Genomic DNA, 22966 nt, shown 5'->3' on the forward strand with positions numbered 1-22966 from the left:
TCACAACGACTGCTTCTGTGACTCCAAAAGCGTGCGGATAGACTCGATCATTTGATTTACGGCTGCTGGTGAGTAGACATGACTGCAACCACTCAAGTCATGACTAGTGGTCTCAAAAGCAAATATAGGGATTTCTCTTTGCTGCACCTCTTGGATAATGTTTGCAATTTCATCCTCATGATTGATATCCAAGTAAAAGTCAATCTTTTCCAAGACTTTTCTGACATTCATGGGATTAAAGTAAGGATAGAGGCGTACATTTAGATGTGATTGCAAGTTCATGATTTCCGGCGCAAAATTGGTATGAGCTAGGATAGAGAACTCTACATCGGGCAGTTCTTGGATTAGGTGCTCGATTCTCTCTATGTGACACGTATTGGTAAAAATAGCGGTCGCATACTGGGGAGCTTGAACTAAAGATGCCAATCCTTTATGGAAGTCACATTTTTTCATGACGATATCAGACCACTCTAGTCCGTAGTAAAACCACCATTCCTCCCTGAAACGATTGAGGTTGATTTGGTACCAAGGCTTGTCCCCAGTATAATGAATAATCTTGGCTGTCTTCTCAGTAGCAAGAGAGTCCCTATACCAAGAATCCATCTGGTAATTTCGAGCCACTGTATCCATACCAACCATAAAATTATAGGTGGCTAGCAGCGGTTTCCAACGACCTTCAAAAAGGTGATTTAACACGCCCTGATCGCCAAAAACTTGGTCATGCAGTTGGTCTGTCAAACTCAACAAGTGCTCCGTCACCTTTTCCTGGCGCCAGAGAGCCACATTAATCAGCAAGACACCTGCATTAAAAGTGCTAGGAACTAGAGCATCTGCTACAGCAGCTACTGGCCAGTCTGCCATGTCTTCTAAAAAGAGTTCATCTAAGTTTGATCTAACGATGATATCCGAATCCAGGTACAAGGCTAGGTCTTCGCTGACATATTGAGGTATAAAATAACGAAAGAAAGTTGCATAACTTAGGTGGGCTAGTGGCAAACTATACCCTTTCAAACCTTGATGACTAATCTTGACATTGATGATTTTTGAGGCTAGAGGTTCTAAACGTCTCTCCATGAGCTGAAACCATTCGGATGGCAAATCATCATTGAAAACATAAAAAGTCACTGCTCGGTTATGGGCGCAGATTGATTTGATTGTTGTTTCAATCTTGTCCATATAAGCATTATCACCACCGAGTACAATGGCTTTTTGAAGCTCTTTTTTCATTTCGTCCCCTTTTCTTTTCACATTCTTTTGGCTACTTTTCTACTACTATAGTTCTGATTTTTTCGATGATTATCTCACCTTCCTATTATACCTTTTCCCCTAGTTTATTTCAAACTCAAAAGAGGATTTTCCCCTTCTCACATATAGAAAAAACCTTTGAAAAATCATGTTTTCAAAGGTTTTCCATTTTACTATTTATTCATTGATTTTTATATCTTATCAATGACTTTCTTGATCGTCATTCTGACCCTTCTTGGCAAGAAGACCGATACCTGTCACAGCTGCCAATGCTCCCAATAAAGCAGATGCTACCGAAGTCGACGCTCCTGTATTTGGCAAGACTTGTTTTGGCTTGCTTGAAGCGGATTGACCTTGGCTTGCAATGTTTGCCATTGAGAGAGAGGTGCTTGTTAAAGTAGATGCCAGAGCACTTGCAGACGCAGATCTACTAATAGAATCTGAAGTCGAGAGACTAGCGCTAATCGAAGCTGACTCGCTCACAGACATACTTGCTGAAACCGAAGTACTTTCTAGTGTCGATTCACTGGCTAACATGCTAGCTGAGAGTGATGCGCTCGTTGAAATAGATTCACTCACTGATGTACTTGCTGAGATTGAGGCACTTTCCAATGCTAACTCGTCTGCTAGCATACTTGCAGAAGTTGAAGTACTTGTTGAGGCTGATTGGCTAGCACTTACTGAAGCTGATTCACTTGTACTTGCAGATGCTGATTGACTAGCGCTCAATGAAGCGGACTGACTCGAGCTTACTGAGGCTGATTGACTCGAGCTTACAGATGCTGATCGACTAGCACTCGCTGAAGCGGATTCGCTTGAGCTTACCGAAGCGGACTGACTCGAACTGGCTGAGGCGGATTGGCTAGCGCTCGCTGAAGCGGACTGGCTGGCACTGACTGAAGCCGATTCGCTTGAGCTTACTGAGGCGGACTGGCTAGCACTCGCTGAAGCGGATTGACTAGCACTTACTGATGCTGATTCACTTGTGCTTACTGAGGCTGATTGACTCGAACTTGCTGAAGCAGATTCACTTGCGCTGGCTGAAGCGGATTGACTGGCACTTGCTGAGGCTGATTGACTCGAGCTTACTGAAGCGGATTCGCTTGAGCTTGCAGATGCAGACTGGCTGGAGCTTACTGAAGCAGATTCGCTTGAACTTACTGAAGCGGACTGGCTAGCACTCGCTGAAGCTGATTCGCTTGCGCTCGCTGATGCGGACTGGCTTGAGCTCACCGATACAGATTGGCTTGAGCTTACTGAAGCAGATTGACTGGAGCTTACAGATGCAGACTGACTCGAGCTCGCTGAGGCTGATTGACTTGCACTCGCTGAAGCTGACTGACTTGCACTTGCCGATACAGACTCACTTGTGCTTACTGAGGCTGATTGGCTCGCACTCGTTGACGCTGATTGGCTCGAACTTACTGAAACAGATTGACTAGCACTTACTGAGGCGGATTGACTCGAGCTGACTGATGCTGACTCACTCGCACTCGCCGATACAGACTCACTTGCGCTCACTGATGCCGATTCACTCGAACTTACTGAAGCGGATTCGCTGGAGCTTGCAGATGCAGACTGGCTGGAGCTTACTGAAGCAGATTCGCTTGAACTTACTGAAGCGGACTGGCTAGCACTCGCTGAAGCTGATTCGCTTGCGCTCGCTGAGGCAGATTGACTGGCACTCACCGAAGCAGACTGGCTAGCACTCGCTGAAGCAGACTGGCTTGAGCTTACCGATGCAGATTGACTTGAGCTTACTGAAGCCGATTCGCTTGAACTTACGGACGCTGACTCACTCGAACTCACTGAGGCGGATTGACTTGCACTCGCTAAAGCGGACTGGCTGGAGCTCACCGATACAGATTGGCTTGAGCTTGCAGATGCAGACTGACTTGCGCTTATTGAGACTGACTGGCTGGCGCTCGCTGAAGCGGATTGACTGGCACTCAATGATGCTGATTGGCTCGAACTTACTGAGACAGACTGACTTGAGCTTACGGATGCTGATTGACTGGCACTTACTGATGCAGACTGACTAGCGCTCGCTGAGGCGGATTGGCTTGAGCTTGCTGAGGCGGATTGACTCGAACTTACTGAGGCAGACTGACTCGAGCTCACTGAAGCTGATTGGCTCGAGCTGGTTGAGGCGGATTGGCTAGCGCTCACTGAGGCAGATTCGCTTGAACTTACTGAGGCGGACTGGCTGGTGCTTGCTGAAGCTGATTGGCTTGAACTTACAGACGCAGATTGGCTCGAACTCACTGAAGCGGATTGACTTGAGCTCACTGACGCTGATTGACTCGAGCTCGCTGAGGCTGATTCGCTTGAACTTACTGAGGCTGATTGGCTAGCGCTCGCTGAAGCAGATTGGCTCGAACTTACTGAAACAGATTGACTAGCACTTACTGAAGCGGATTCGCTGGCGCTTACTGAGGCGGATTCGCTGGCGCTTACTGAGGCTGATTGGCTAGCACTTACCGATGCTGACTGGCTCGAACTTACCGATGCTGATTGGCTTGAACTTACCGATGCTGATTGGCTAGCACTCGCTGAAGCGGATTGACTAGAGCTCACTGACGCTGATTGGCTCGCACTCGCTGACGCTGACTGACTCGAACTTACCGATGCTGATTGACTCGAGCTCACTGAAGCAGACTGACTCGAGCTTACCGATGCAGACTGACTCGAACTTACTGAAGCGGACTGGCTTGAGCTGACCGATGCGGACTGACTTGCACTTACAGATGCCGATTGGCTTGAACTTACGGAAGCTGACTGGCTGGCGCTGACTGAAGCAGATTGGCTAGCACTTGCTGAAGCCGATTGACTTGAGCTTACCGATGCAGACTGACTTGAACTCACTGACGCTGACTGGCTAGAACTTGCAGATGCTGATTGGCTGGAACTTACTGAAGCAGACTGACTCGAGCTTACCGATGCAGATTCACTCGAACTTGCTGAAGCCGATTGGCTCGAACTCACCGATGCTGATTGACTTGCACTCACTGACACCGATTGACTGGAGCTGGCTGATGCAGACTGGCTAGCGCTGGCTGAAGCGGATTGGCTATTACTTACTGAAATTGACGCTTGATTTGGCGTAATTTGCCCATTAAACACATCTGAAATCAAACCATCTACTGTCGTACTAGCAGTCACTGGTCCACTTGGAAGTCGTCCTCCATTGCGATCATATACTTTCTTCAAGTCAGTTGCAGTAAAGGTTACACTGGTAGAACTCCCTGTTGCCTGTTTGGTAAATACTTCACCTGCAATTGTTAAAGTAACTGTCCCACCTGGAGCAACCCCATCTACCGTAATCGCTTGATTTGAGAGCCCACCTTTTTCGTTAAGATATTGATTCTCTATCCTCGGCGTCTGAGGACGCACAGTAAAGCTCACGTCAATTTCATCCGTACTTCCATCTGGATATGTCACCACGGCTGTTAACTTATGACGACCAGCTGGTAAATCTGTATTGGTTCCAGATTTCCAAGTATAGGTAGTTTTAGTTCCCTTAGTAATTCCTGTAGTAGGTAATTCTGGCGTCCCTGTAGCATTCGTGATGTACTGACTGGCTTCACCAACAGAAACAGTCCCTGAATTGGCCGTTAGAGTAAAGTTTCGACTCACCTCAGCATTGATAGCTGGTTCGTACTTTTCAGACTGAGCATGGACTTCAAATTGAATTGCGGCAGGGTTGGCTGTTAAATCTTTTACAAGACCTACGTCAGTAGTATTTCCGCTAAAATTACCTTCCTGATCATAGGTGAAAACATAACGGGTCCACAAACTATTTATTGCTTGATTTTTTCCAACAGAACCCGTGATTGAAACGGTGAAAGGATTTGATGCTGTAGCATTTCCATCTTTGGCTAGTTTATTTGTCGGAACAATCATTCTGATACTTTGACCATTACTCGTAGTGAATGAGACAACAGTTGAAGTAGCCGGATAGGCCGCGGGAACAGCAGTAGGAACAAATTTTGCATGTTCAATTCGACCACTGTTATCAGTAAACTCAATGGTCGCAGAAAAATTTTCTTCTCGATAAATTTTAAATTTTTGTCCTTCTAGAACTGCGCCACCTGTAACGGTTATTTTCTGAAGTTCTGGCTTCTCAGTATCCCTAGCAGCTCTGAAGCTAGCGGTATTTGAAGCTTTGGTCAGAGCTTGTCCATTTCTGCTGTCACGAAGTCCAGAGTTGGCACGTAACACAGCATTTGCAATGCTATTTCGAGCTTCTGTAGCTTTTTGTAAGATAGCGGCAAGGTCAGAAACCTCCCTTTTCAAGGATTCTACTATCTCATTTTTCGCTAGACTAGCCTTCGTGATTGCCTCATCCGAGTTTGGAAGTCCCTGCGCTTGAGCTAGAAATTGCCCAATCTCGGCTGATAAGGATTCTAATTTCTTCCGTTTTTCTTCATTTTGTTTTTCCGTCATGGCAACGGAAGTCATTGTAAGACCTGATTCAGCCGTCGCACCTTCATTCTTTACAAGACCAGACTGACTTTGAGGCAAGGATTCTGTAGAAAAATCAACTGCTTTTAATTCTTTTGAAGGTTGTGATTCTTTCACTGTCTCCCGAGCTGACTCACTTGCTTGGTACTGACTTTGAACACCAACTGAAGCTCTCTCTGACAGAGCACTATTCGCTTGATTTCGTGTTCCAAGTGATTCACTTGAACTAGCAGTTACACTTTGACTGTTTACCAAGGATTGACTAGTAGCAGCAGATTGGCTCATAGACTGGCTTACGCTAGAAGAGCTTGAGGCACTGATAGACTGACTCGTAGAGGCAGATTGACTGGCACTCTGCGAATTGAATTCTGACAAGGACTGGCTTTGACTAGTAGACAAAGACAGACTCGCAGTATCCTGATGATCCTGTGTCGTCCCCAGTACTACTGAATCTCTCGTCGCCAGAGTATCTTTTGATTCGACAGTCTTTTCAACGGCGACTGCATCATTGGCATAAACACGCGTTTGCGTCGCAGCAAAACCACCTAAGATCGTCCCCGTAGCTGCTATCCCTTTCAAGACATCCAAGCCGGTCAACTTCTGACCTTCTTGCCTTTCGACCATTTCTGTCTTTACTTGGCTCGCATCCGCGCTTCCACGCATCACCTTAAATAAGCCAAAAAGGGAAGTCGAGGCCCGTAGCCAATGCTTCCCTGATTTGATTAATTTAAACCGAGTTACACGGTCTGTTTCTCTATATTCACCCTTCTGGCGTCTAAAAAACATGTTCATCCCCTCAACTTGAAAAAGATCTATTCACCTATAAAATACTATCTTCTTATTATATACCAAATATACCTACAATTCAATATCTATAACTAACTCTAAAGAAAGAAAATGATTTCAAAAATAACTTGATTTCAAATCTATTCTGTTTTTTCAATATAATCTTCATTTTATTAAACTATTAATATATTTTATTTATTTTTTAATCATTTCGAACTGCTTTAAAAATTGAGCAAACAGTTCCAATTACTCAGGGAATTAATTTTTATTCAAAATGTAGAAAAAGTCCATGAATCAATAGCATCCACAGACTTTTAGGAGTAGAGTATTTAAAAGTAGTTTCACAAATGAATCAATGAGGCCGGTAGCCGAGGTAACTTTCTATCCTTTCCAACAAAAAAATCCACGAATCGAAACCATTCGTGGGATTTTTTACGAAGCATTAAAGTAAAATGCCATACTGATTAGTAGACACAAAGAGGCGAAAACGATTATTTTTCGCCGATGAATTAGTGAGGCAGGTTGCTAGCCCTCTCACTACCCGTTACAACGGAAAAATCCACGAATCGATAATATTCGTGGATTTTTCCTAGTGAAGCGTTTAGGTAAGCCGATTTTACACTACGACACGGAGTTTGGCAAATCGGTTCTATTTGCCAAACGTAGTTAGTAAGGCAGTTAGCTAGTTCGCCAAATAGCGACTAGCGTCCAACAATTAGGAACTTTAGTTCCAATTGTTGGTGCTGAGTTACATCTTCTCCTCCAACTCTACGTCTGGATACTTATCCGCAAACCAGCGAAGGGCAAAGTCATTTTCAAAGAGGAAGACTGGTTGGTCAAAACGGTCTTTGGCCAAGATATTGCGGCTTGAGGACATCCGTTCATCCAAGTCCTCAGGCTTGATCCAACGAACGGTCTTTTTACCCATCGGGCTCATGACTACTTCTGCATTGTACTCGCCTTCCATGCGGTGCTTAAAGACTTCAAACTGAAGTTGTCCGACAGCACCCAGCATGTACTCGCCTGTTTGGTAATTCTTATAAAGCTGAATAGCTCCTTCCTGCACCAATTGTTCGATACCCTTGTGGAAGGATTTTTGCTTCATGACGTTCTTAGCAGAAACTTTCATGAAAATCTCAGGGGTAAAGGTTGGCAGTGGTTCAAATTCAAACTTGTTTTTTCCAACCGTCAAGGTGTCCCCAACCTGATAAGTACCTGTATCGTAAACCCCGATGATATCTCCTGCAACAGCGTTTGTCACATTCTCACGACTTTCCGCCATAAACTGGGTAACATTAGAAAGCTTGGCAGTCTTACCAGTACGAGGCAGATTGACACTCATCCCTCGCTCAAACTCACCTGATACGATACGGACAAAGGCAATGCGGTCACGGTGACGAGGGTCCATGTTGGCTTGGATTTTAAAGACAAATCCAGAAAAATCCTTGTCATAAGGATCGACAATTTCGCCGTCTGTTTTCTTGTGTCCATGTGGCTCTGGAGCAAACTTAAGGAAAGTCTCAAGGAAGGTCTGCACACCAAAGTTAGTCAAGGCTGATCCAAAAAATACCGGAGTCAAATCACCTGCAAGAATAGCTTCCTCCGAGAATTCATTTCCAGCTTCATTCAAAAGTTCAATATCCTCTTTGACTTGCTCGTAGAATGGATTGTTGCCAAAGAGCTTGTCCCCATCTTCTAGACTGGCAAAACGCTCATCCCCTTTATAGAGTTCCAAGCGTTGGTTATAGAGGTCATACAAGCCTTCAAAGGCTTTCCCCATCCCGATGGGCCAGTTCATCGGATAGCTGGCAATACCTAGGACTTCTTCCAACTCCTGCAAGAGATCCAGTGGCTCACGACCATCACGGTCCAGCTTGTTCATAAAGGTAAAGACTGGAATGCCACGGTGCTTGACAACCTCAAACAATTTCTTGGTTTGGGCCTCGATACCCTTGGCAGAATCGACGACCATGACCGCAGCATCCACCGCCATTAAGGTACGATAGGTATCCTCTGAGAAATCCTCGTGCCCTGGAGTGTCTAGGATGTTGACGCGTTTGCCGTCGTAGTCAAATTGCATCACAGATGAAGTGACCGAAATCCCACGTTGTTTCTCGATATCCATCCAGTCAGACTTAGCAAAAGTCCCTGTTTTCTTCCCTTTTACAGTACCAGCCTCACGAATCTCGCCCCCAAAGTAGAGCAACTGCTCAGTGATGGTTGTTTTCCCCGCGTCCGGGTGGGAGATGATGGCAAAGGTACGGCGTTTCTTAATTTCTTCTTGAATAGTCATATCTTCTCTTTCTTTTCTTTTAGGATAATAGTGAATGCTATATTTTATTTTATATTTTTACATCGGAATATTCCAATCCTTTCAACTTACCTATTATAGCGAATTTCAGGGAGTTTTTCAATTGCTCATCTGATGAAAAGGTAAGCTAGAGTACTGATTTTACCTGATTTCTCTTTTGCCACCGTTTCTTGAACAAGATATCAAAGAGAACCAGAGCCAGCGAAAGGATGACGGACACAAGAAGATATTTTAACCACAAGGGGGCATCCGGAATAAAAGGTGTCTTGTTTAACAAACCATAATTTCCACCCGTCACCTGATTAACCCCAACTAGAAAGAGGTTGAGAATAAAGGTATAGGCTACAATCATATATTTCTTGAGCAAGGTCTTGTCATAGTGATTCATCAAGTAAATCAAGGAATTCACTAGAAGGGCATAGTGCCCAATCAAAAATGAAAAGCTGGTGATATGGGGAAAATCATAGGGGTCAAAAACGGGGTAAACCAGCGCAAAGACCGCTCCACTTGCTCCTAAGAGGGCGAAATATTGCTTGCTCCGCCATTTATCTGGCAAGAAAACCACCGCAAACATAGCCAAACGGCAATGGTAAAAAGGAAGGCTATTAGAAAAGGGAATTCCAAAACCAACATACCAACTATAAAGGGCTAGTAACTGGAGGATCTGAATCCCCTTAAACAAGCGGACAAATTTCGGATTATTGTGATAAGCAAGTGCTCCATAAATACAAAGCACTAAAGTAAGCATCATAATCCCATACCAAAAGAGTGAAATGGGAGGAGGAACCGTTTGAGATCTGGTGATAAATTGATGGAACATATTCTATCCTAACTCTTATTTTTTCTATTCTCTAGTTTAACCATTATAGCGAATTAAAAGCGATTTTTCAATTTCTATTTCTTTTCAGTTTGGCTCCCTTATTTATAGGAAAATATGGTAAAATAGAACAGACTAAAAATCATCATTTCACGAAAGGATGCAAGATGAAAATTACGCAAGAAGAGGTAACACACGTTGCCAATCTTTCAAAATTAAAATTCTCTGAAGAAGAAACTGCTGCCTTTGCGACAACCTTGTCTAAAATTGTTGACATGGTTGAATTGCTAGGCGAAGTGAACACAACTGGTGTCGCACCTACTACGACCATGGCTGACCGCAAGACTGTACTCCGCCCTGATGTGGCTGAAGAAGGAACAGACCGCGATCGCTTGTTTAAAAACGTACCTGAAAAAGAAAACTACTATATCAAGGTACCAGCTATCCTAGACGATGGAGGAGATGCCTAATGACTTTTAATAACAAAACTATTGAAGACTTGCACAACCTCCTTGTCTCTAAGGAAATTTCAGCAACTGAATTGATCCAAGCAACGCTTGAAGATATTAAATCTCGAGAAACAGCTATCAACGCATTTGTCACTATCGCCGAGGAGCAAGCCCTCGCTCAAGCTAAGGCTATTGATGAAGCTGGAATTGACGTGGACAATGTTCTTTCAGGAATTCCACTGGCTGTTAAGGATAATATCTCTACCGACGGTATCCTCACAACTGCTGCCTCAAAAATGCTCTACAACTACGAGCCTATCTTTGATGCGACAGCCGTTGCCAATGCCAAAGCCAAAGGTATGATTGTTGTTGGGAAAACCAACATGGACGAGTTTGCCATGGGTGGTTCAGGTGAGACTTCCCACTATGGTACCACTAAAAATGCTTGGGACCACAGCAAGGTTCCTGGTGGTTCATCAAGTGGTTCAGCCGCAGCTGTAGCTTCAGGGCAAGTCCGCTTGTCACTTGGTTCTGATACGGGTGGTTCCATCCGCCAACCTGCCGCCTTCAACGGGATTGTTGGTCTCAAACCAACCTACGGAACGGTTTCTCGTTTCGGTCTCATTGCCTTCGGTAGCTCATTAGACCAGATTGGCCCTTTCGCTCCAACTGTTAAAGAAAATGCCCTCTTGCTCAATGCGATTGCCAGCGAAGATGCTAAAGACTCTACTTCTGCTCCTGTCCGCATTGCCGACTTTACTTCAAAAATTGGTCAAGACATCAAGGGAATGAAAATTGCTTTGCCTAAGGAATACCTTGGTGAAGGGATTGACCCAGAGGTTAAGGAAACCATTCTGAATGCAGCCAAACACTTTGAAAAACTTGGTGCCATCGTCGAAGAAGTCAGCCTTCCTCACTCTAAATACGGTGTTGCCGTTTACTACATCATCGCTTCATCAGAAGCCTCATCAAACTTGCAACGCTTTGACGGTATCCGTTATGGCTACCGCGCAGAAGATGCAAGCAACCTTGATGAAATCTATGTAAACAGCCGTAGCCAAGGTTTCGGTGAAGAAGTGAAACGCCGTATCATGCTTGGAACATTTAGCCTTTCATCAGGTTACTATGATGCCTACTACAAGAAAGCTGGTCAGGTCCGTACCCTCATTATCCAAGATTTCGAAAACGTCTTTGCGGATTACGACTTAATTTTGGGACCAACTGCACCAAGCGTTGCCTACGACTTGGATTCTCTCAACCACGACCCAGTTGCCATGTACTTGGCTGATCTTTTGACCATCCCCGTCAACTTGGCAGGTCTTCCAGGAATTTCGATTCCTGCTGGATTTGCTCAAGGTCTCCCAGTCGGTCTCCAATTGATCGGTCCTAAATACTCTGAGGAAACCATTTACCAAGCTGCTGCTGCCTTTGAAGCAACAACAGACTACCACAAACAACAACCCGTGATTTTTGGAGGTGACAACTAATGAACTTTGAAACAGTCATTGGACTTGAAGTCCACGTAGAGCTCAACACCAATTCAAAAATCTTCTCACCTACTTCTGCCCACTTTGGAAATGACCAAAATGCCAACACTAACGTGATTGACTGGTCCTTCCCAGGAGTTCTGCCAGTTCTCAATAAAGGTGTTGTCGATGCTGGTATCAAGGCAGCTCTTGCCCTCAATATGGACATCCACAAGAAGATGCACTTTGACCGCAAGAACTACTTCTATCCTGATAATCCAAAAGCCTACCAAATTTCTCAGTTTGATGAACCAATCGGCTACAACGGCTGGATTGAAGTGGAGCTAGAAGACGGCACGACTAAGAAAATCGGTATCGAACGCGCTCACCTAGAAGAAGATGCTGGTAAAAATACCCACGGTACAGATGGCTACTCTTATGTAGACCTCAACCGCCAAGGGGTGCCTTTGATTGAGATCGTGTCTGAAGCCGACATGCGTTCTCCTGAAGAAGCCTATGCTTATCTAACTGCCCTCAAGGAAGTCATCCAGTACGCTGGCATTTCAGACGTTAAGATGGAAGAAGGTTCTATGCGTGTGGATGCTAACATCTCGCTTCGTCCTTATGGTCAAGAAAAATTCGGTACCAAAACTGAGTTGAAAAACCTCAACTCCTTCTCGAACGTTCGCAAGGGTCTTGAGTACGAAGTCCAACGTCAGGCTGAAATTCTTCGCTCAGGTGGTCAAATCCGCCAAGAAACACGCCGTTACGATGAAGCTAACAAGGCAACCATCCTCATGCGTGTCAAGGAAGGCGCTGCTGACTACCGCTACTTCCCAGAACCAGACCTACCCCTCTTTGAAATCTCAGATGAGTGGATTGAGGAAATGCGCACTGAATTGCCAGAGTTTCCAAAGGAACGCCGTGCACGCTACGTTGCTGACCTTGGCTTGTCAGACTACGATGCTAGTCAGTTGACTGCAAATAAGGTCACTTCTGACTTCTTTGAAAAAGCTGTTGCACTCGGTGGCGATGCCAAACAAGTTTCTAACTGGCTCCAAGGTGAAGTTGCTCAGTTCTTGAACGCCGAAGGTAAAACACTAGAACAAATCGAATTGACACCAGAAAACTTGGTAGAAATGATTGCCATCATCGAAGACGGCACGATCTCTTCTAAGATTGCCAAGAAAGTCTTTGTCCACCTAGCTAAAAATGGCGGTGGCGCGCGTGAATACGTGGAAAAAGCAGGCTTGGTGCAAATCTCAGATCCAGATGTTCTGATTCCAATCATCCACCAAGTCTTTGCGGATAACGAAGCTGCCGTTGCCGACTTCAAGTCAGGCAAACGCAACGCAGACAAGGCCTTCACAGGATTCCTTATGAAGGCAACCAAAGGCCAAGCCAACCCACAAGTTGCCCTTAAACTCCTTGCACAAGAATTGGCGAAGTTGAAAGAAAGTGAGTAATTCGCTAGTAGCCACCCAGTAGTCTAGCCAACTACCTTTCCAATCATATAGTTAGGAGACACATGAAGAAGTTTTATGCTCTTTTAATGACCTGTTTATTACTTGTTTTTCTATCCGTGCCTCAACTCGTTGATGCGGGTGTCGGACATTCCAGAAGTGGAGGGAGTAGCCGCAGTAGCTCCAGAAGTAGCAGCCGCTCAAGTGGAGGTGGAAGTCGTTCTGGTGGCTCATCCTACCACTACTACCGCTCTGGATATGGATCATCCTCTGACAGTTCTGCTAGCTCTCCCTACCTAGGATTTATGTTCATATTAGTCGGAGGAATCATACTAGTTGTTATCGTCAAATCCTTGCAGAATAAATCTGGAGATTCGAGTTCAACCTATACTAGTAATGATTATCAAACGCTCCACCATCGAGTTGAGCACAACACACTGGCCATTAGTCGTGTGACATACGGGGATCCAAACTTTGACGCGGAAGCCTTCACATCTTGGGTTAAGGAAGTCTACCTTAAATTGCAGGTTGCCTGGACTGAAAAAAATTGGAACTCTGTCCGCGCTTTGGAAAGCACCAGTCTCTACTCTCAACATAGCACCCAACTCGAAGACCATATTCGAGCTAAAACAACCAATGTTTTAGAGAAAGTTTGTATCGAAAATGTTCGCATCAAGGAATTTATTGAAAATCCTGATGGAAACGACACCTTAGTGGTGATCCTGTCATCTACCTTGCGTGACTATGTCATTGATGATGAGACTCGCCGTGTCCTTGAAGGAGACCCTAAAAAAGATCTCTTCACCGTGTATCAATTGAACTTTATCCGTCAACACGGTAGCCAAACGCAAGCAGTCAATCCAGACGAAGTTGTGAGCGACCACTGTCCAAACTGTGGCGCCCCTTTGAAAATCTCTGCAGTTAGCGAGTGCGACTACTGTGGTGCCAATCTCTCTCGCAGTCCAAACCAATGGGTACTCGATACCTATGATGTTGTGGATGAAGACGAGCTTTATAATTAGGAGGAATTATGGGATTTATACGTGCAGCCTTATCAGCAGGCTTAAATAGTTTTAATGATAGTAAATTCAAGGAAGCCATTGTCCTTCCAGATAATGTCTCTGGCGACGCCTTGGCCGTCAAGGGACAATTGCTCACTAAAGATCCAGATGGACGTTCTCGTCACAGCAATCAAAATACTGGACTTTTGTCAGATGGCAGTGTGGTTATCGTTCCTCAAGGTTATACTGCTGTTTTGGTAAACAACGGTACCTTCCTTGGTGAAGTCCTCGAAGCTGGTAGCCACGAATGGCAAGCCGGTGATAACGCCTGGCTCCTTGAAAAAGGTGGTTTAAAAGGCACTTGGGAAAACTTTAAAAACCGTTTCTCTTTTGGTGGACAAGTCATCACCCAACAGGAAATCATCTTTATCCGCATGCAACCCATCGCGGGCAATAAGTTCGGCACACAAAATGCGGTAGAATACTTCAGCGAACGTTACCAACAACTGCTCAACATCCGTTTCTACGGCTTGTTTGATGTAAAAATAGCAGACCCAGTCCTCTTCTACGTGAGTTCTGTTAGCCGTCAAATTACTGACGGACAGCCATTCACTCTCCAGGATGTAGCTCAAGGAACGCTCCGTCAAAGTATTGCACCGAAAATTGCGATTGCCATTGCCAAATATACCAACGAAAACAAGGTTGATATTTATAGCCTCAATGCCAATCAAGACATCTTTAACGAACTCGCTAAACAAGAGGTCAACAAGGTTTGGACAGGTCTCTACGGGATTGAAGCAACTAACATCTTGCTTGAAGACCTCAGCTACGACCAAGAAAGTCTTGATATCGTTCGTAAACTTGATAGTGAACTCGTGGCAATGAAGTACAACACGATTGAAATCGAAGAACGCCGTGCTCGCAACGAAGCGCTCATTGCTGCAGCTTCCAACGAAGGAAATGGCAATGGGATGAACATGTTTATGGGCATGAATCTTGGCCAAACTCTCGGTGGTCAACTAAGCCAACAAGTTCAAAATCAAGCACCGGCTCAAAACACTGGACAAACTGCCAGCAAGAATTTTTACATCGAAGTCGATGGAAAATACGTCCTCGTTACTAAAGACGAAGATGGTAATATCGTACCAGTCAACTAATTAAGCTCCTTCTGATATTTGAGTAATGTTGTCTTTTATGGTACAATAAAGAGTAAATTATTTATTAAAGAGGTAAAAACATGATTGAAGCAAGTAAATTAAAGGCTGGTATGACCTTTGAAACAGCTGACGGAAAATTGATCCGCGTTTTGGAAGCTAGCCACCACAAACCAGGTAAAGGAAACACAATCATGCGTATGAAATTGCGCGATGTCCGTACTGGTTCTACATTTGACACAAGCTATCGTCCAGAGGAAAAATTTGAACAAGCTATCATCGAGACTGTCCCAGCTCAATACTTGTACAAAATGGATGACACAGCCTACTTCATGAACACAGAAACTTACGACCAATACGAAATTCCTGTAGTCAACGTTGAAAACGAGTTGCTTTACATCCTTGAAAACTCTGATGTGAAGATCCAATTCTACGGAACTGAAGTGATTGGTGTCACCGTTCCTACTACTGTTGAATTGACAGTTACAGAAACTCAACCATCTATCAAAGGTGCTACTGTTACAGGTTCTGGTAAACCAGCAACGATGGAAACTGGACTTGTCGTAAACGTTCCAGACTTCATCGAAGCAGGACAAAAACTCGTTATCAACACTGCAGAAGGAACTTACGTTTCTCGTGCCTAATCTCTAGAAAGAGGTCATTCTATGGGAATTGAAGAACAACTTGGCGAAATCGTTATCGCCCCACGTGTACTTGAAAAAATTATTGCTATCGCTACTGCGAAGGTAGAGGGGGTACACTCTTTTTCAAACAAATCAGTATCTGACACCCTTTCAAAACTTTCTCTCGGCCGTGGTGTTTATCTTAAAAACGTGGACGAAGAACTCACAGCAGATATCTATCTCTACCTTGAGTACGGAGTAAAAGTTCCTAAGGTAGCTGTTGCGATCCAGAAAGCTGTTAAAGATGCGGTCCGCAATATGGCTGATGTAGAACTCGCTGCTATCAATGTTCACGTTGCAGGTATCGTTCCAGATAAAACACCAAAACCAGAATTGAAAGATCTATTTGACGAGGACTTCCTCAATGACTAGTCCACTATTAGAATCTAGACGCCAACTCCGTAAATGCGCTTTTCAAGCTCTCATGAGCCTTGAATTCGGTACGGATGTCGAAACTGCTTGTCGTTTCGCTTATACTCATGATCGTGAAGATACGGATGTGCAACTTCCAGCCTTTTTGACAGAGCTAGTTTCTGGTGTTCAGGCTAAAAAGGAAGAACTAGACAAGCAAATCACACAGCATTTAAAAGCAGGTTGGACCATCGAGCGATTAACGCTCGTGGAGAGAAACCTCCTTCGCTTGGGAGTCTTTGAAATCACTTCATTTGACACTCCACAGTTGGTTGCTGTTAATGAAGCTATCGAGCTTGCAAAGGACTTCTCAGATCAAAAATCTGCCCGCTTTATCAACGGACTGCTCAGCCAGTTTGTAACAGAAGAACAGTAAATAGAAAAAGTGTTTGACAAATATCAAACACTTTTTCTTTGACTCCTACTATCTAAAAAAATGATAATAGACATAATTGTAAACAAAAATCCAGATGGGTTTTGCATAAATGAGAAAGTTGAAAAAACTATGGCACAGGATGGTGATTTTTAGGTTCTTTGTCCAACGGTAGACAAAGGCATAGAAGAAACCACCTAAACTATAAATAATCAAACTGATAGGATCGCGGTGAGTTAGGATCAAATGACTAAGTCCAAAGATAAGAGCAGATAAGATAACGTCCAGATAGTACTTGGACTGGGGGAAAAAGGTATTCATAAAATACCCTCTATGAATCAGTTCCTCTAATATAGGTGCGACGACTACTGTTAAACTAAAACTGAGAGCAGTTGATAGAAAAGTTGGTTGCCCATTGGAGTATAGAATCGAAAGAAGGTCTTGAAAGATATACTTGTTATCAATTAGGTGATGAAACTGTAACTGAAAAGCATCCACCAATTGACGATCAAAATAAGTAGCCACTAGACCAACTACAAGGTAAAAAAATCTTGACTTCTTTGAACCCTTTTTTTCAAAAATATAGAGCATCTCTTTCTTTTTGAGCCAGTAGATAAATAATAGCAAAAGAGCTATTACTTCAACTGTTAAAAAGATAGAATAGCCATCTATCCCCCACCCTAAAAACTTAGTTAGATGCATAATCCCTAACTCTGGTAGATAAACCGATAGGAATACCAGTGATGTATAGACTCCCAAATGACCTAGGTTTTTCATACTTACCCCTTTAAATTATTAGACTATTAAGGTATAATTCCGTAACCATAACCAGTCATTCTATTACGTATTGTACTCGAATCAGTTGCAATGCTGTAAGCATAAGGCCAACTCCAATTTATATCATCAACCAACCAAATCATACCACCGCCTGAGGCTTGTTCTAAGTCCTCAGTTAAAAGAACTGTGAATGTTTCTGTACCTGTCATATCAAGTACCTCCTTAAAATAAATTTTTGTAAGCTAACATCTACAGTATACATCTTTTTTGTCTATTTTATAGTCTATCTCCTCAACTGTCAATTTTTCATCCTGAATTGCATTTTTCCATAAAAAATGAGACCTTTCTAGTCTCATTTAGTCATTCTTAGTATTTTCTAAAGCGTTGGTAACGTTCTTCAATAAGTTGGTCGAGTGGTAGTTCTTGCAACCTATCTAGTTCTGCACACAATTCATTTTTAACGCAACCTAGCAGTTCTTTACTTGACAGTCCTGCCTCTGAGATTACCTTGTCTACGATTCCCATTTCTAGAAGTTCGTGTGAAGTGATTTTCATCAATTCCGCTGCTTCCATAGCACGACTTCCATCCTTCCAAAGGATAGAGGCAAAGCCTTCAGGGCTAAGTACGGCGTAGATTGAGTTTTCTAACATCCAGACACGATTAGCTACGGCTAGAGCTAGGGCCCCACCAGATCCACCTTCACCGATAATAATCGCGATGATTGGAACCTTGAGGTCACTCATTTCCATCAGGTTTCGGGCGATTGCTTCACCTTGTCCACGTTCCTCGGCTCCAACACCTGGGTAAGCACCCGCCGTATTGATAAAGGTCACAACTGGACGGCCAAACTTTTCTGCCTGTTTCATCAGGCGAAGAGCCTTACGATAGCCTTCCGGATGTGGTTGCCCAAAATTTCGTTTGAGGTTGTCATGAAGACTTTTTCCCTTTTGGATACCAACGACAGTTACCGCTTGGTCACCTAACCAGCCAATTCCACCGATAACCGCACCATCATCACGAAAAGAGCGGTCTCCATGCAATTCGATAAATTCATCAAAGATTCCATTGGCAAAATCAAGTGCAGTCAAGCGACTCTGCTCGCGTGCCTCTCTGACTATTTTTGCAATATTCATCCGCGACTTCCTCCATGCAATCTTACTAATTTATCAATTGTTTCAGGCAATTCTCTCCGTTTGACAATTGCATCAACAAATCCATGTTCAAGCAAAAATTCTGCCTTTTGGAAGTCATCCGGCAAGGTCTCACGAACTGTATTTTCGATAACACGACGTCCAGCAAAACCAACCAAACTCTGTGGCTCCGCTAGGATAATATCCCCTTCCATAGCAAAAGAAGCGGTCACCCCACCTGTTGTCGGATCGGTTAAAATAGTTAGGTAAAAAAGTCCTGCCTTGGAATGACGTTGAACTGCCGCAGAAATTTTAGCCATCTGCATCAAGCTCATGATTCCTTCTTGCATACGGGCTCCACCAGAAGCTGTGAAGAGAACGACTGGCAAGTTTTCTACCGTTGCATATTCAAACAAGCGCGTGATTTTTTCACCCACAACGGTTCCCATAGAAGCCATGATAAAGTTTGAATCCATGATCCCAAGGGCAACTTTTTGTCCCTTGATGCTAGCTGTACCAGTTAGTACTGCTTCATCCAAACCTGTCTTTTCACGCATTGTTGCAAGTTTTTTCTGGTAGCCAGGAAAGTTTAATGGATCTTGAGTTTCAATACCTGTAAACATCTCCACAAAGCTACCAGAATCAATCGTCAAATCCAAGCGTTCCTGAGCTGAAATACGGAAAGTATAGCTACAATGGGGACAAATTCGTTCGCTCCCAAGATCCTTTTGGTAAATGGTGTGTTTACAACCAGGACACTGGGAGAAGAGTTCATCCGGAACCTCAGGCTTGGCTTGTGGTTTCTGCCTTACGGAACGGTTAGGATTGATCCGAATATACTTATCCTTTTTACTAAATAGAGCCATAACTCCCCCTTTTAGTTCTCATACTATTTGAAAGTCTATTCTTTTTCTTGGTATTTTGGCAAGAAAGTTTCCATCAAGAAGGAAGTATCGTAGTCACCAGCGATAACTCGGCGGTCTGAAATCAGATCCAACTGGAAGTCTGCATTGGTTTGCACTCCTTCAATATCAAGTTCATAAAGTGCCCGTTGCATCTTCATAAGAGCATCAAAACGATTCTCCCCATGAACAATGATTTTGGCAATCATACTATCATAGTAAGGGGGAATGGTATAACCTGGATAAACTGCTGAGTCCACGCGCAAGCCAACTCCACCACTTGGTAGATAGAGATTGGTAATTTTCCCTGGGCTTGGGGCAAAGTTAAATGCTGGATTTTCTGCATTGATCCGGCACTCGATAGCATGACCTCGTAGGACGATATCTTCTTGTTTGAAAGGTAAAGGTTGACCGGCAGCAATGCGAATCTGTTCCTTCACGATATCAACACCTGAAACAAACTCTGTGACTGGGTGCTCCACTTGCACACGAGTATTCATTTCCATGAAGTAGAAATTGCCACTCGCTTCATCGAGAAGAAATTCAATCGTCCCTGCATTTTCATAGCCAACAGACTCTGCTGCACGAACGGCTGCAGCACCAATTTCATTACGAAGGGTTTTGCCAATCGCAATGGATGGGCTTTCTTCTAAGACCTTTTGGTTATTCCGTTGGAGTGAACAATCCCGTTCACCAAGATGGACAACATGACCCTCTTGGTCCGCAAGAATCTGAACTTCGATATGGCGAGCTGGATAAATCACACGCTCAAGATACATAGCGCCATTTCCAAAGTTGGCCTTGGCTTCACTGGATGCTGTTTCAAAGGCTGCGATCAAGTCTTCTGCCTTTTCAACCTTACGAATCCCTTTTCCACCACCACCTGCCGATGCCTTAAGCATGACTGGATAGCCAATTTTTTCTGCAACTGCAAGCGCCTCTTCAGCTGTGTGAACTTCACCATCAGATCCTGGGATAACTGGAACCCCAGCCTTGATCATTTGCTCACGTGCATTGATCTTATCTCCCATGGTGTCCATCACAGCACCAGAAGGACCGATGAACTTAATTCCCACTTCATCACACATCGTGGCAAACTTGGAGTTTTCGCTAAGAAAACCAAAACCTGGGTGGATGGCTTCTGCTTCTGTCAAGACTGCAGCAGATAAAATAGCGTTGATATTGAGATAAGATTCTGTCGCCTTACCAGGTCCGATACAGATAGCTTCATCCGCTAGGAGTGTGTGAAGAGCTTCCTTATCAGCAGTTGAATAGACTGCTACGGTTGCAATGCCCAATTCACGCGCAGCTCGAATAATGCGAACCGCAATCTCACCACGGTTGGCAATCAAAATTTTACGAAACATGGAGAACCTCCTTAGTTTCCAATTGCAAAGGTAAGAGTACCACTCGCTGCAAGCTTACCATCTACTTCAGCCTTTGCTTCAACCACAGCAATCGTACCACGACGTTTAACAAAAGTAGCCGTCATGACTAATTGGTCACCTGGTACAACTTGCTTCTTGAACTTAACCTTGTCCATGCCAGCGTAGAAGACCAGTTTCCCTTTATTTTCAGGTTTGGACAATTCCAAGACACCAGCAGTCTGAGCCAAGGCTTCCATGATAAGAACACCTGGCATGACTGGGTATTGTGGAAAATGACCATTGAAGAAAGGTTCGTTGATGGTCACATTTTTAATGGCAACAATGGTATCCTCGCTCACTTCCAAGACACGATCCACTAGGAGCATGGGGTAGCGATGGGGTAGAGCTTCTTTAATTCCTTGAATATCGATCATTTGATACGTACCAATCCTTTACCGAACTCAACCATTTCTTCATTTGAAACGAGAATTTCTGTCACCACACCATCCTTAGGTGCAGGAATTTCATTCATGACCTTCATGGCTTCGATGATCACCAAAGTCTGACCTTTTTTAACACTGTCTCCAACTGTGACAAAGGCAGGTTTATCTGGTCCAGCAGCCAAGTAAGCCACCCCTACAAGTAGACTTTCAACGACATCACCCTCTGGAGCAATAGTCGTATCAGCTGGTGCTGGTGCTTCTTCTACTGCACTCTCTACTGGAGTTGAAGGGGCAGAAACTACTGGACTTGCAGCTACTGCTGCTGGCGCTGGAACAACTTGAGCTGGTGCTTCAGAAGCCATTCTTGCTTCATTCTTACTGAACTGCAATTCGTCCGTTCCATTTTTATAAGAAAATTCTCTCAAACTTGATTGGTCAAATTGAGCCATCAAGTCCTTGATCTCATTTAAATTCATAATTATTTATTCTCCCAACGTTTGAAAGCAAGAACCGCATTGTGTCCACCAAAACCAAAAGTGTTTGAAATAGCATAAGGGATTTCTTGCTCCAAGCCTTGTCCATAAACGACGTTTGCTTCGATATAGTCTGATAACTCACTTGTTCCAGCCGTCATTGGTACAAAGTTATGACGCATAGCTTCGATGGTAGCGATGGCTTCTACTGCTCCTGCAGCACCAAGTAAGTGTCCTGTAAAGGACTTGGTTGAAGATACAGGTACTTCTTTACCAAGAACAGCTACGATCGCACCACTTTCTCCTTTTTCATTAGCAGGAGTTGAAGTTCCGTGGGCATTGACGTAAGCTACTTGCTCTGGAGAAATTTCTGCTTCTTCCAAAGCCAACTTCATAGCCTTGATTGCACCTTGACCTTCTGGATGAGGTGAAGTCATATGGTAAGCATCACAGGTATTTCCATAACCAACTACTTCAGCCAAGATAGTTGCACCACGTTTTTCAGCATGTTCAAGGCTTTCAAGAACCAACATCCCTGAACCTTCTCCCATCACAAAACCATTACGGTCTTTGTCAAATGGAATAGAAGCACGAGTTGGATCTTCCGTAGTTGATAGGGCAGTCAATGCTTGGAAACCAGCGATAGCAAAAGGAGTGATAGATGATTCTGATCCACCAACTAACATGACATCTTGGAAACCAAACTTGATAGAGCGGAAGGCATCCCCAATGGCATCGTTTGATGAAGCACAGGCTGTATTGATTGATTTACAGATACCGTTTGCTCCGAAGCGCATAGCAACATTTCCTGAAGCCATATTTGGCAAGGCTTTTGGAAGTGTCATTGGTTTAACGCGTTTTGGACCTTTTTCATGAAGACGGATAACCTGATCTTCGATTTCTTTAATTCCCCCAATACCAGAAGCAACGATGACACCAAAGCGATCTTTATCGATTGCTTCTACATCAAGATTTGCATTTGTCACCGCTTCTTGAGCCGCATACAAGGCATACAAAGAATAGTTGTCAAAACGGTTGGTATCTTTTTTGACAAAGTATTTATCAAATGGGAAATCTTGAACTTCTGCCGCATTGTGCACAGCAAATTCGCTGTGATCAAATTTAGTGATTTCTCCAATTCCAATCTTACCAGTTTGCAAACTGTTCCAAAATTCTTCTGGAGTATTTCCGATAGGAGAGGTCAATCCGTAACCTGTTACTACAACTCGATTTAGTTTCATCTGTCTTAC

Annotated in this window: 20 protein-coding genes; 8 read left to right on the forward strand and 12 right to left on the reverse strand. The window is 43.9% G+C overall.

The window, feature by feature from the left end; all coding sequences use genetic code 11:
* From I6H78_RS03450 to I6H78_RS03465, 4 genes are all read right to left on the reverse strand, one after another.
* Positions 1-1227 carry a glycosyltransferase gene (locus I6H78_RS03450; protein WP_198460077.1) on the reverse strand — a complete coding sequence of 409 codons (1227 nt, stop codon included), beginning with the start codon at positions 1225-1227 and terminating at the stop codon, positions 1-3.
* 219 nt (positions 1228-1446) lie between these two features.
* Positions 1447-6495 carry an accessory Sec-dependent serine-rich glycoprotein adhesin gene (locus I6H78_RS09435; protein WP_198460078.1) on the reverse strand — a complete coding sequence of 1683 codons (5049 nt, stop codon included), beginning with the start codon at positions 6493-6495 and terminating at the stop codon, positions 1447-1449.
* 748 nt (positions 6496-7243) lie between these two features.
* The gene (locus tag I6H78_RS03460) at positions 7244-8788 is read right to left on the reverse strand and encodes a peptide chain release factor 3 (RefSeq protein ID WP_198460079.1); all 1545 of its coding nucleotides are present in this window, start codon (positions 8786-8788) and stop codon (positions 7244-7246) included.
* Positions 8789-8933: 145 nt separating this feature from the next.
* Complete coding sequence (locus I6H78_RS03465; RefSeq protein WP_198460080.1) at positions 8934-9626, reverse strand: YwaF family protein; 693 nt, start codon at positions 9624-9626, stop codon at positions 8934-8936.
* A 164-nt stretch (positions 9627-9790) separates the two neighbouring features.
* On the opposite strand from I6H78_RS03465, the gene gatC reads away from it, so the two are divergent.
* From gatC to nusB, 8 genes are all read left to right on the forward strand, one after another.
* On the forward strand, positions 9791-10093 hold the full coding sequence (gene gatC, locus I6H78_RS03470; protein ID WP_198460081.1) for an Asp-tRNA(Asn)/Glu-tRNA(Gln) amidotransferase subunit GatC: 303 nt from the start codon (positions 9791-9793) through the stop codon (positions 10091-10093).
* Positions 10093-11559, forward strand: coding sequence for an Asp-tRNA(Asn)/Glu-tRNA(Gln) amidotransferase subunit GatA (gatA, locus tag I6H78_RS03475; RefSeq protein WP_198460082.1), 1467 nt, complete (start codon positions 10093-10095; stop codon positions 11557-11559). Before gatC ends, gatA begins: the two co-directional genes overlap by 1 nt.
* Positions 11559-13004 carry an Asp-tRNA(Asn)/Glu-tRNA(Gln) amidotransferase subunit GatB gene (gene gatB / locus I6H78_RS03480; RefSeq protein WP_139658908.1) on the forward strand — a complete coding sequence of 482 codons (1446 nt, stop codon included), beginning with the start codon at positions 11559-11561 and terminating at the stop codon, positions 13002-13004. The genes gatA and gatB overlap by 1 nt, the downstream gene beginning before the upstream one ends.
* A gap of 62 nt (positions 13005-13066) precedes the next feature.
* Positions 13067-14023: a zinc-ribbon domain-containing transport protein gene (locus tag I6H78_RS03485; protein ID WP_198460083.1), complete on the forward strand. Its 957-nt coding sequence runs from the start codon at positions 13067-13069 to the stop codon at positions 14021-14023.
* An 8-nt stretch (positions 14024-14031) separates the two neighbouring features.
* Complete coding sequence (locus I6H78_RS03490; RefSeq protein ID WP_198460084.1) at positions 14032-15159, forward strand: SPFH domain-containing protein; 1128 nt, start codon at positions 14032-14034, stop codon at positions 15157-15159.
* An 80-nt stretch (positions 15160-15239) separates the two neighbouring features.
* Positions 15240-15800, forward strand: a complete 561-nt coding sequence (efp, locus tag I6H78_RS03495; protein ID WP_198460085.1) for an elongation factor P — start codon at positions 15240-15242, stop codon at positions 15798-15800.
* Positions 15801-15821: 21 nt separating this feature from the next.
* Complete coding sequence (locus I6H78_RS03500; RefSeq protein WP_198460086.1) at positions 15822-16211, forward strand: Asp23/Gls24 family envelope stress response protein; 390 nt, start codon at positions 15822-15824, stop codon at positions 16209-16211.
* Positions 16204-16626 carry a transcription antitermination factor NusB gene (gene nusB / locus I6H78_RS03505; protein WP_000203659.1) on the forward strand — a complete coding sequence of 141 codons (423 nt, stop codon included), beginning with the start codon at positions 16204-16206 and terminating at the stop codon, positions 16624-16626. Before I6H78_RS03500 ends, nusB begins: the two co-directional genes overlap by 8 nt.
* Positions 16627-16674: 48 nt before the next feature.
* On the opposite strand, the gene I6H78_RS03510 is transcribed toward nusB, so the two are convergent.
* The 8 genes from I6H78_RS03510 to fabF all read right to left on the reverse strand — a co-directional run bounded on the left by I6H78_RS03510 (position 16675) and on the right by fabF (position 22957).
* Positions 16675-17400, reverse strand: coding sequence for a CPBP family intramembrane glutamic endopeptidase (locus I6H78_RS03510; RefSeq protein ID WP_198460087.1), 726 nt, complete (start codon positions 17398-17400; stop codon positions 16675-16677).
* 26 nt (positions 17401-17426) lie between these two features.
* Positions 17427-17609, reverse strand: a complete 183-nt coding sequence (locus I6H78_RS03515) for a hypothetical protein (RefSeq protein ID WP_198460088.1) — start codon at positions 17607-17609, stop codon at positions 17427-17429.
* A 157-nt stretch (positions 17610-17766) separates the two neighbouring features.
* Positions 17767-18534, reverse strand: a complete 768-nt coding sequence (locus I6H78_RS03520; RefSeq protein ID WP_125440836.1) for an acetyl-CoA carboxylase carboxyl transferase subunit alpha — start codon at positions 18532-18534, stop codon at positions 17767-17769.
* Entirely contained in the window at positions 18531-19397 is an 867-nt protein-coding gene (gene accD / locus I6H78_RS03525) for an acetyl-CoA carboxylase, carboxyltransferase subunit beta (RefSeq protein WP_198460089.1), read from the reverse strand. Before accD ends, I6H78_RS03520 begins: the two co-directional genes overlap by 4 nt.
* A gap of 35 nt (positions 19398-19432) precedes the next feature.
* Positions 19433-20800: an acetyl-CoA carboxylase biotin carboxylase subunit gene (gene accC, locus I6H78_RS03530; RefSeq protein WP_198460090.1), complete on the reverse strand. Its 1368-nt coding sequence runs from the start codon at positions 20798-20800 to the stop codon at positions 19433-19435.
* 11 nt (positions 20801-20811) lie between these two features.
* On the reverse strand, positions 20812-21234 hold the full coding sequence (gene fabZ / locus I6H78_RS03535; RefSeq protein WP_000565515.1) for a 3-hydroxyacyl-ACP dehydratase FabZ: 423 nt from the start codon (positions 21232-21234) through the stop codon (positions 20812-20814).
* Positions 21231-21719: an acetyl-CoA carboxylase biotin carboxyl carrier protein gene (gene accB, locus I6H78_RS03540; RefSeq protein ID WP_198460091.1), complete on the reverse strand. Its 489-nt coding sequence runs from the start codon at positions 21717-21719 to the stop codon at positions 21231-21233. The genes fabZ and accB overlap by 4 nt, the downstream gene beginning before the upstream one ends.
* Before the next feature lie 2 nt (positions 21720-21721).
* On the reverse strand, positions 21722-22957 hold the full coding sequence (gene fabF / locus I6H78_RS03545; RefSeq protein ID WP_000774051.1) for a beta-ketoacyl-ACP synthase II: 1236 nt from the start codon (positions 22955-22957) through the stop codon (positions 21722-21724).
* Between the last annotated feature and the right edge of the window lie 9 nt (positions 22958-22966).

Source organism: Streptococcus oralis, from assembly GCF_016127915.1.
GTDB classification, from domain to species: Bacteria; Bacillota; Bacilli; order Lactobacillales; family Streptococcaceae; genus Streptococcus; species Streptococcus oralis_BO.

Excerpts from the sequence above, each read along its gene's own strand:
- I6H78_RS03500 (WP_198460086.1), top strand. The coding sequence starts at position 15,822 with ATGGGAATTGAAGAACAACTTGGCGAAATCGTTATCGCCCCACGTGTA.
- accC (WP_198460090.1), bottom strand. The coding sequence starts at position 20,800 with ATGTTTCGTAAAATTTTGATTGCCAACCGTGGTGAGATTGCGGTTCGC.
- nusB (WP_000203659.1), top strand. The coding sequence starts at position 16,204 with ATGACTAGTCCACTATTAGAATCTAGACGCCAACTCCGTAAATGCGCT.
- I6H78_RS03460 (WP_198460079.1), bottom strand. The coding sequence starts at position 8,788 with ATGACTATTCAAGAAGAAATTAAGAAACGCCGTACCTTTGCCATCATC.
- gatB (WP_139658908.1), top strand. The coding sequence starts at position 11,559 with ATGAACTTTGAAACAGTCATTGGACTTGAAGTCCACGTAGAGCTCAAC.
- fabZ (WP_000565515.1), bottom strand. The coding sequence starts at position 21,234 with ATGATCGATATTCAAGGAATTAAAGAAGCTCTACCCCATCGCTACCCC.
- I6H78_RS03465 (WP_198460080.1), bottom strand. The coding sequence starts at position 9,626 with ATGTTCCATCAATTTATCACCAGATCTCAAACGGTTCCTCCTCCCATT.
- gatC (WP_198460081.1), top strand. The coding sequence starts at position 9,791 with ATGAAAATTACGCAAGAAGAGGTAACACACGTTGCCAATCTTTCAAAA.
- I6H78_RS03520 (WP_125440836.1), bottom strand. The coding sequence starts at position 18,534 with ATGAATATTGCAAAAATAGTCAGAGAGGCACGCGAGCAGAGTCGCTTG.
- I6H78_RS03490 (WP_198460084.1), top strand. The coding sequence starts at position 14,032 with ATGGGATTTATACGTGCAGCCTTATCAGCAGGCTTAAATAGTTTTAAT.
- fabF (WP_000774051.1), bottom strand. The coding sequence starts at position 22,957 with ATGAAACTAAATCGAGTTGTAGTAACAGGTTACGGATTGACCTCTCCT.
- I6H78_RS03450 (WP_198460077.1), bottom strand. The coding sequence starts at position 1,227 with ATGAAAAAAGAGCTTCAAAAAGCCATTGTACTCGGTGGTGATAATGCT.
- accB (WP_198460091.1), bottom strand. The coding sequence starts at position 21,719 with ATGAATTTAAATGAGATCAAGGACTTGATGGCTCAATTTGACCAATCA.
- accD (WP_198460089.1), bottom strand. The coding sequence starts at position 19,397 with ATGGCTCTATTTAGTAAAAAGGATAAGTATATTCGGATCAATCCTAAC.
- I6H78_RS03485 (WP_198460083.1), top strand. The coding sequence starts at position 13,067 with ATGAAGAAGTTTTATGCTCTTTTAATGACCTGTTTATTACTTGTTTTT.
- I6H78_RS09435 (WP_198460078.1), bottom strand. The coding sequence starts at position 6,495 with ATGTTTTTTAGACGCCAGAAGGGTGAATATAGAGAAACAGACCGTGTA.
- efp (WP_198460085.1), top strand. The coding sequence starts at position 15,240 with ATGATTGAAGCAAGTAAATTAAAGGCTGGTATGACCTTTGAAACAGCT.
- I6H78_RS03515 (WP_198460088.1), bottom strand. The coding sequence starts at position 17,609 with ATGACAGGTACAGAAACATTCACAGTTCTTTTAACTGAGGACTTAGAA.
- I6H78_RS03510 (WP_198460087.1), bottom strand. The coding sequence starts at position 17,400 with ATGAAAAACCTAGGTCATTTGGGAGTCTATACATCACTGGTATTCCTA.
- gatA (WP_198460082.1), top strand. The coding sequence starts at position 10,093 with ATGACTTTTAATAACAAAACTATTGAAGACTTGCACAACCTCCTTGTC.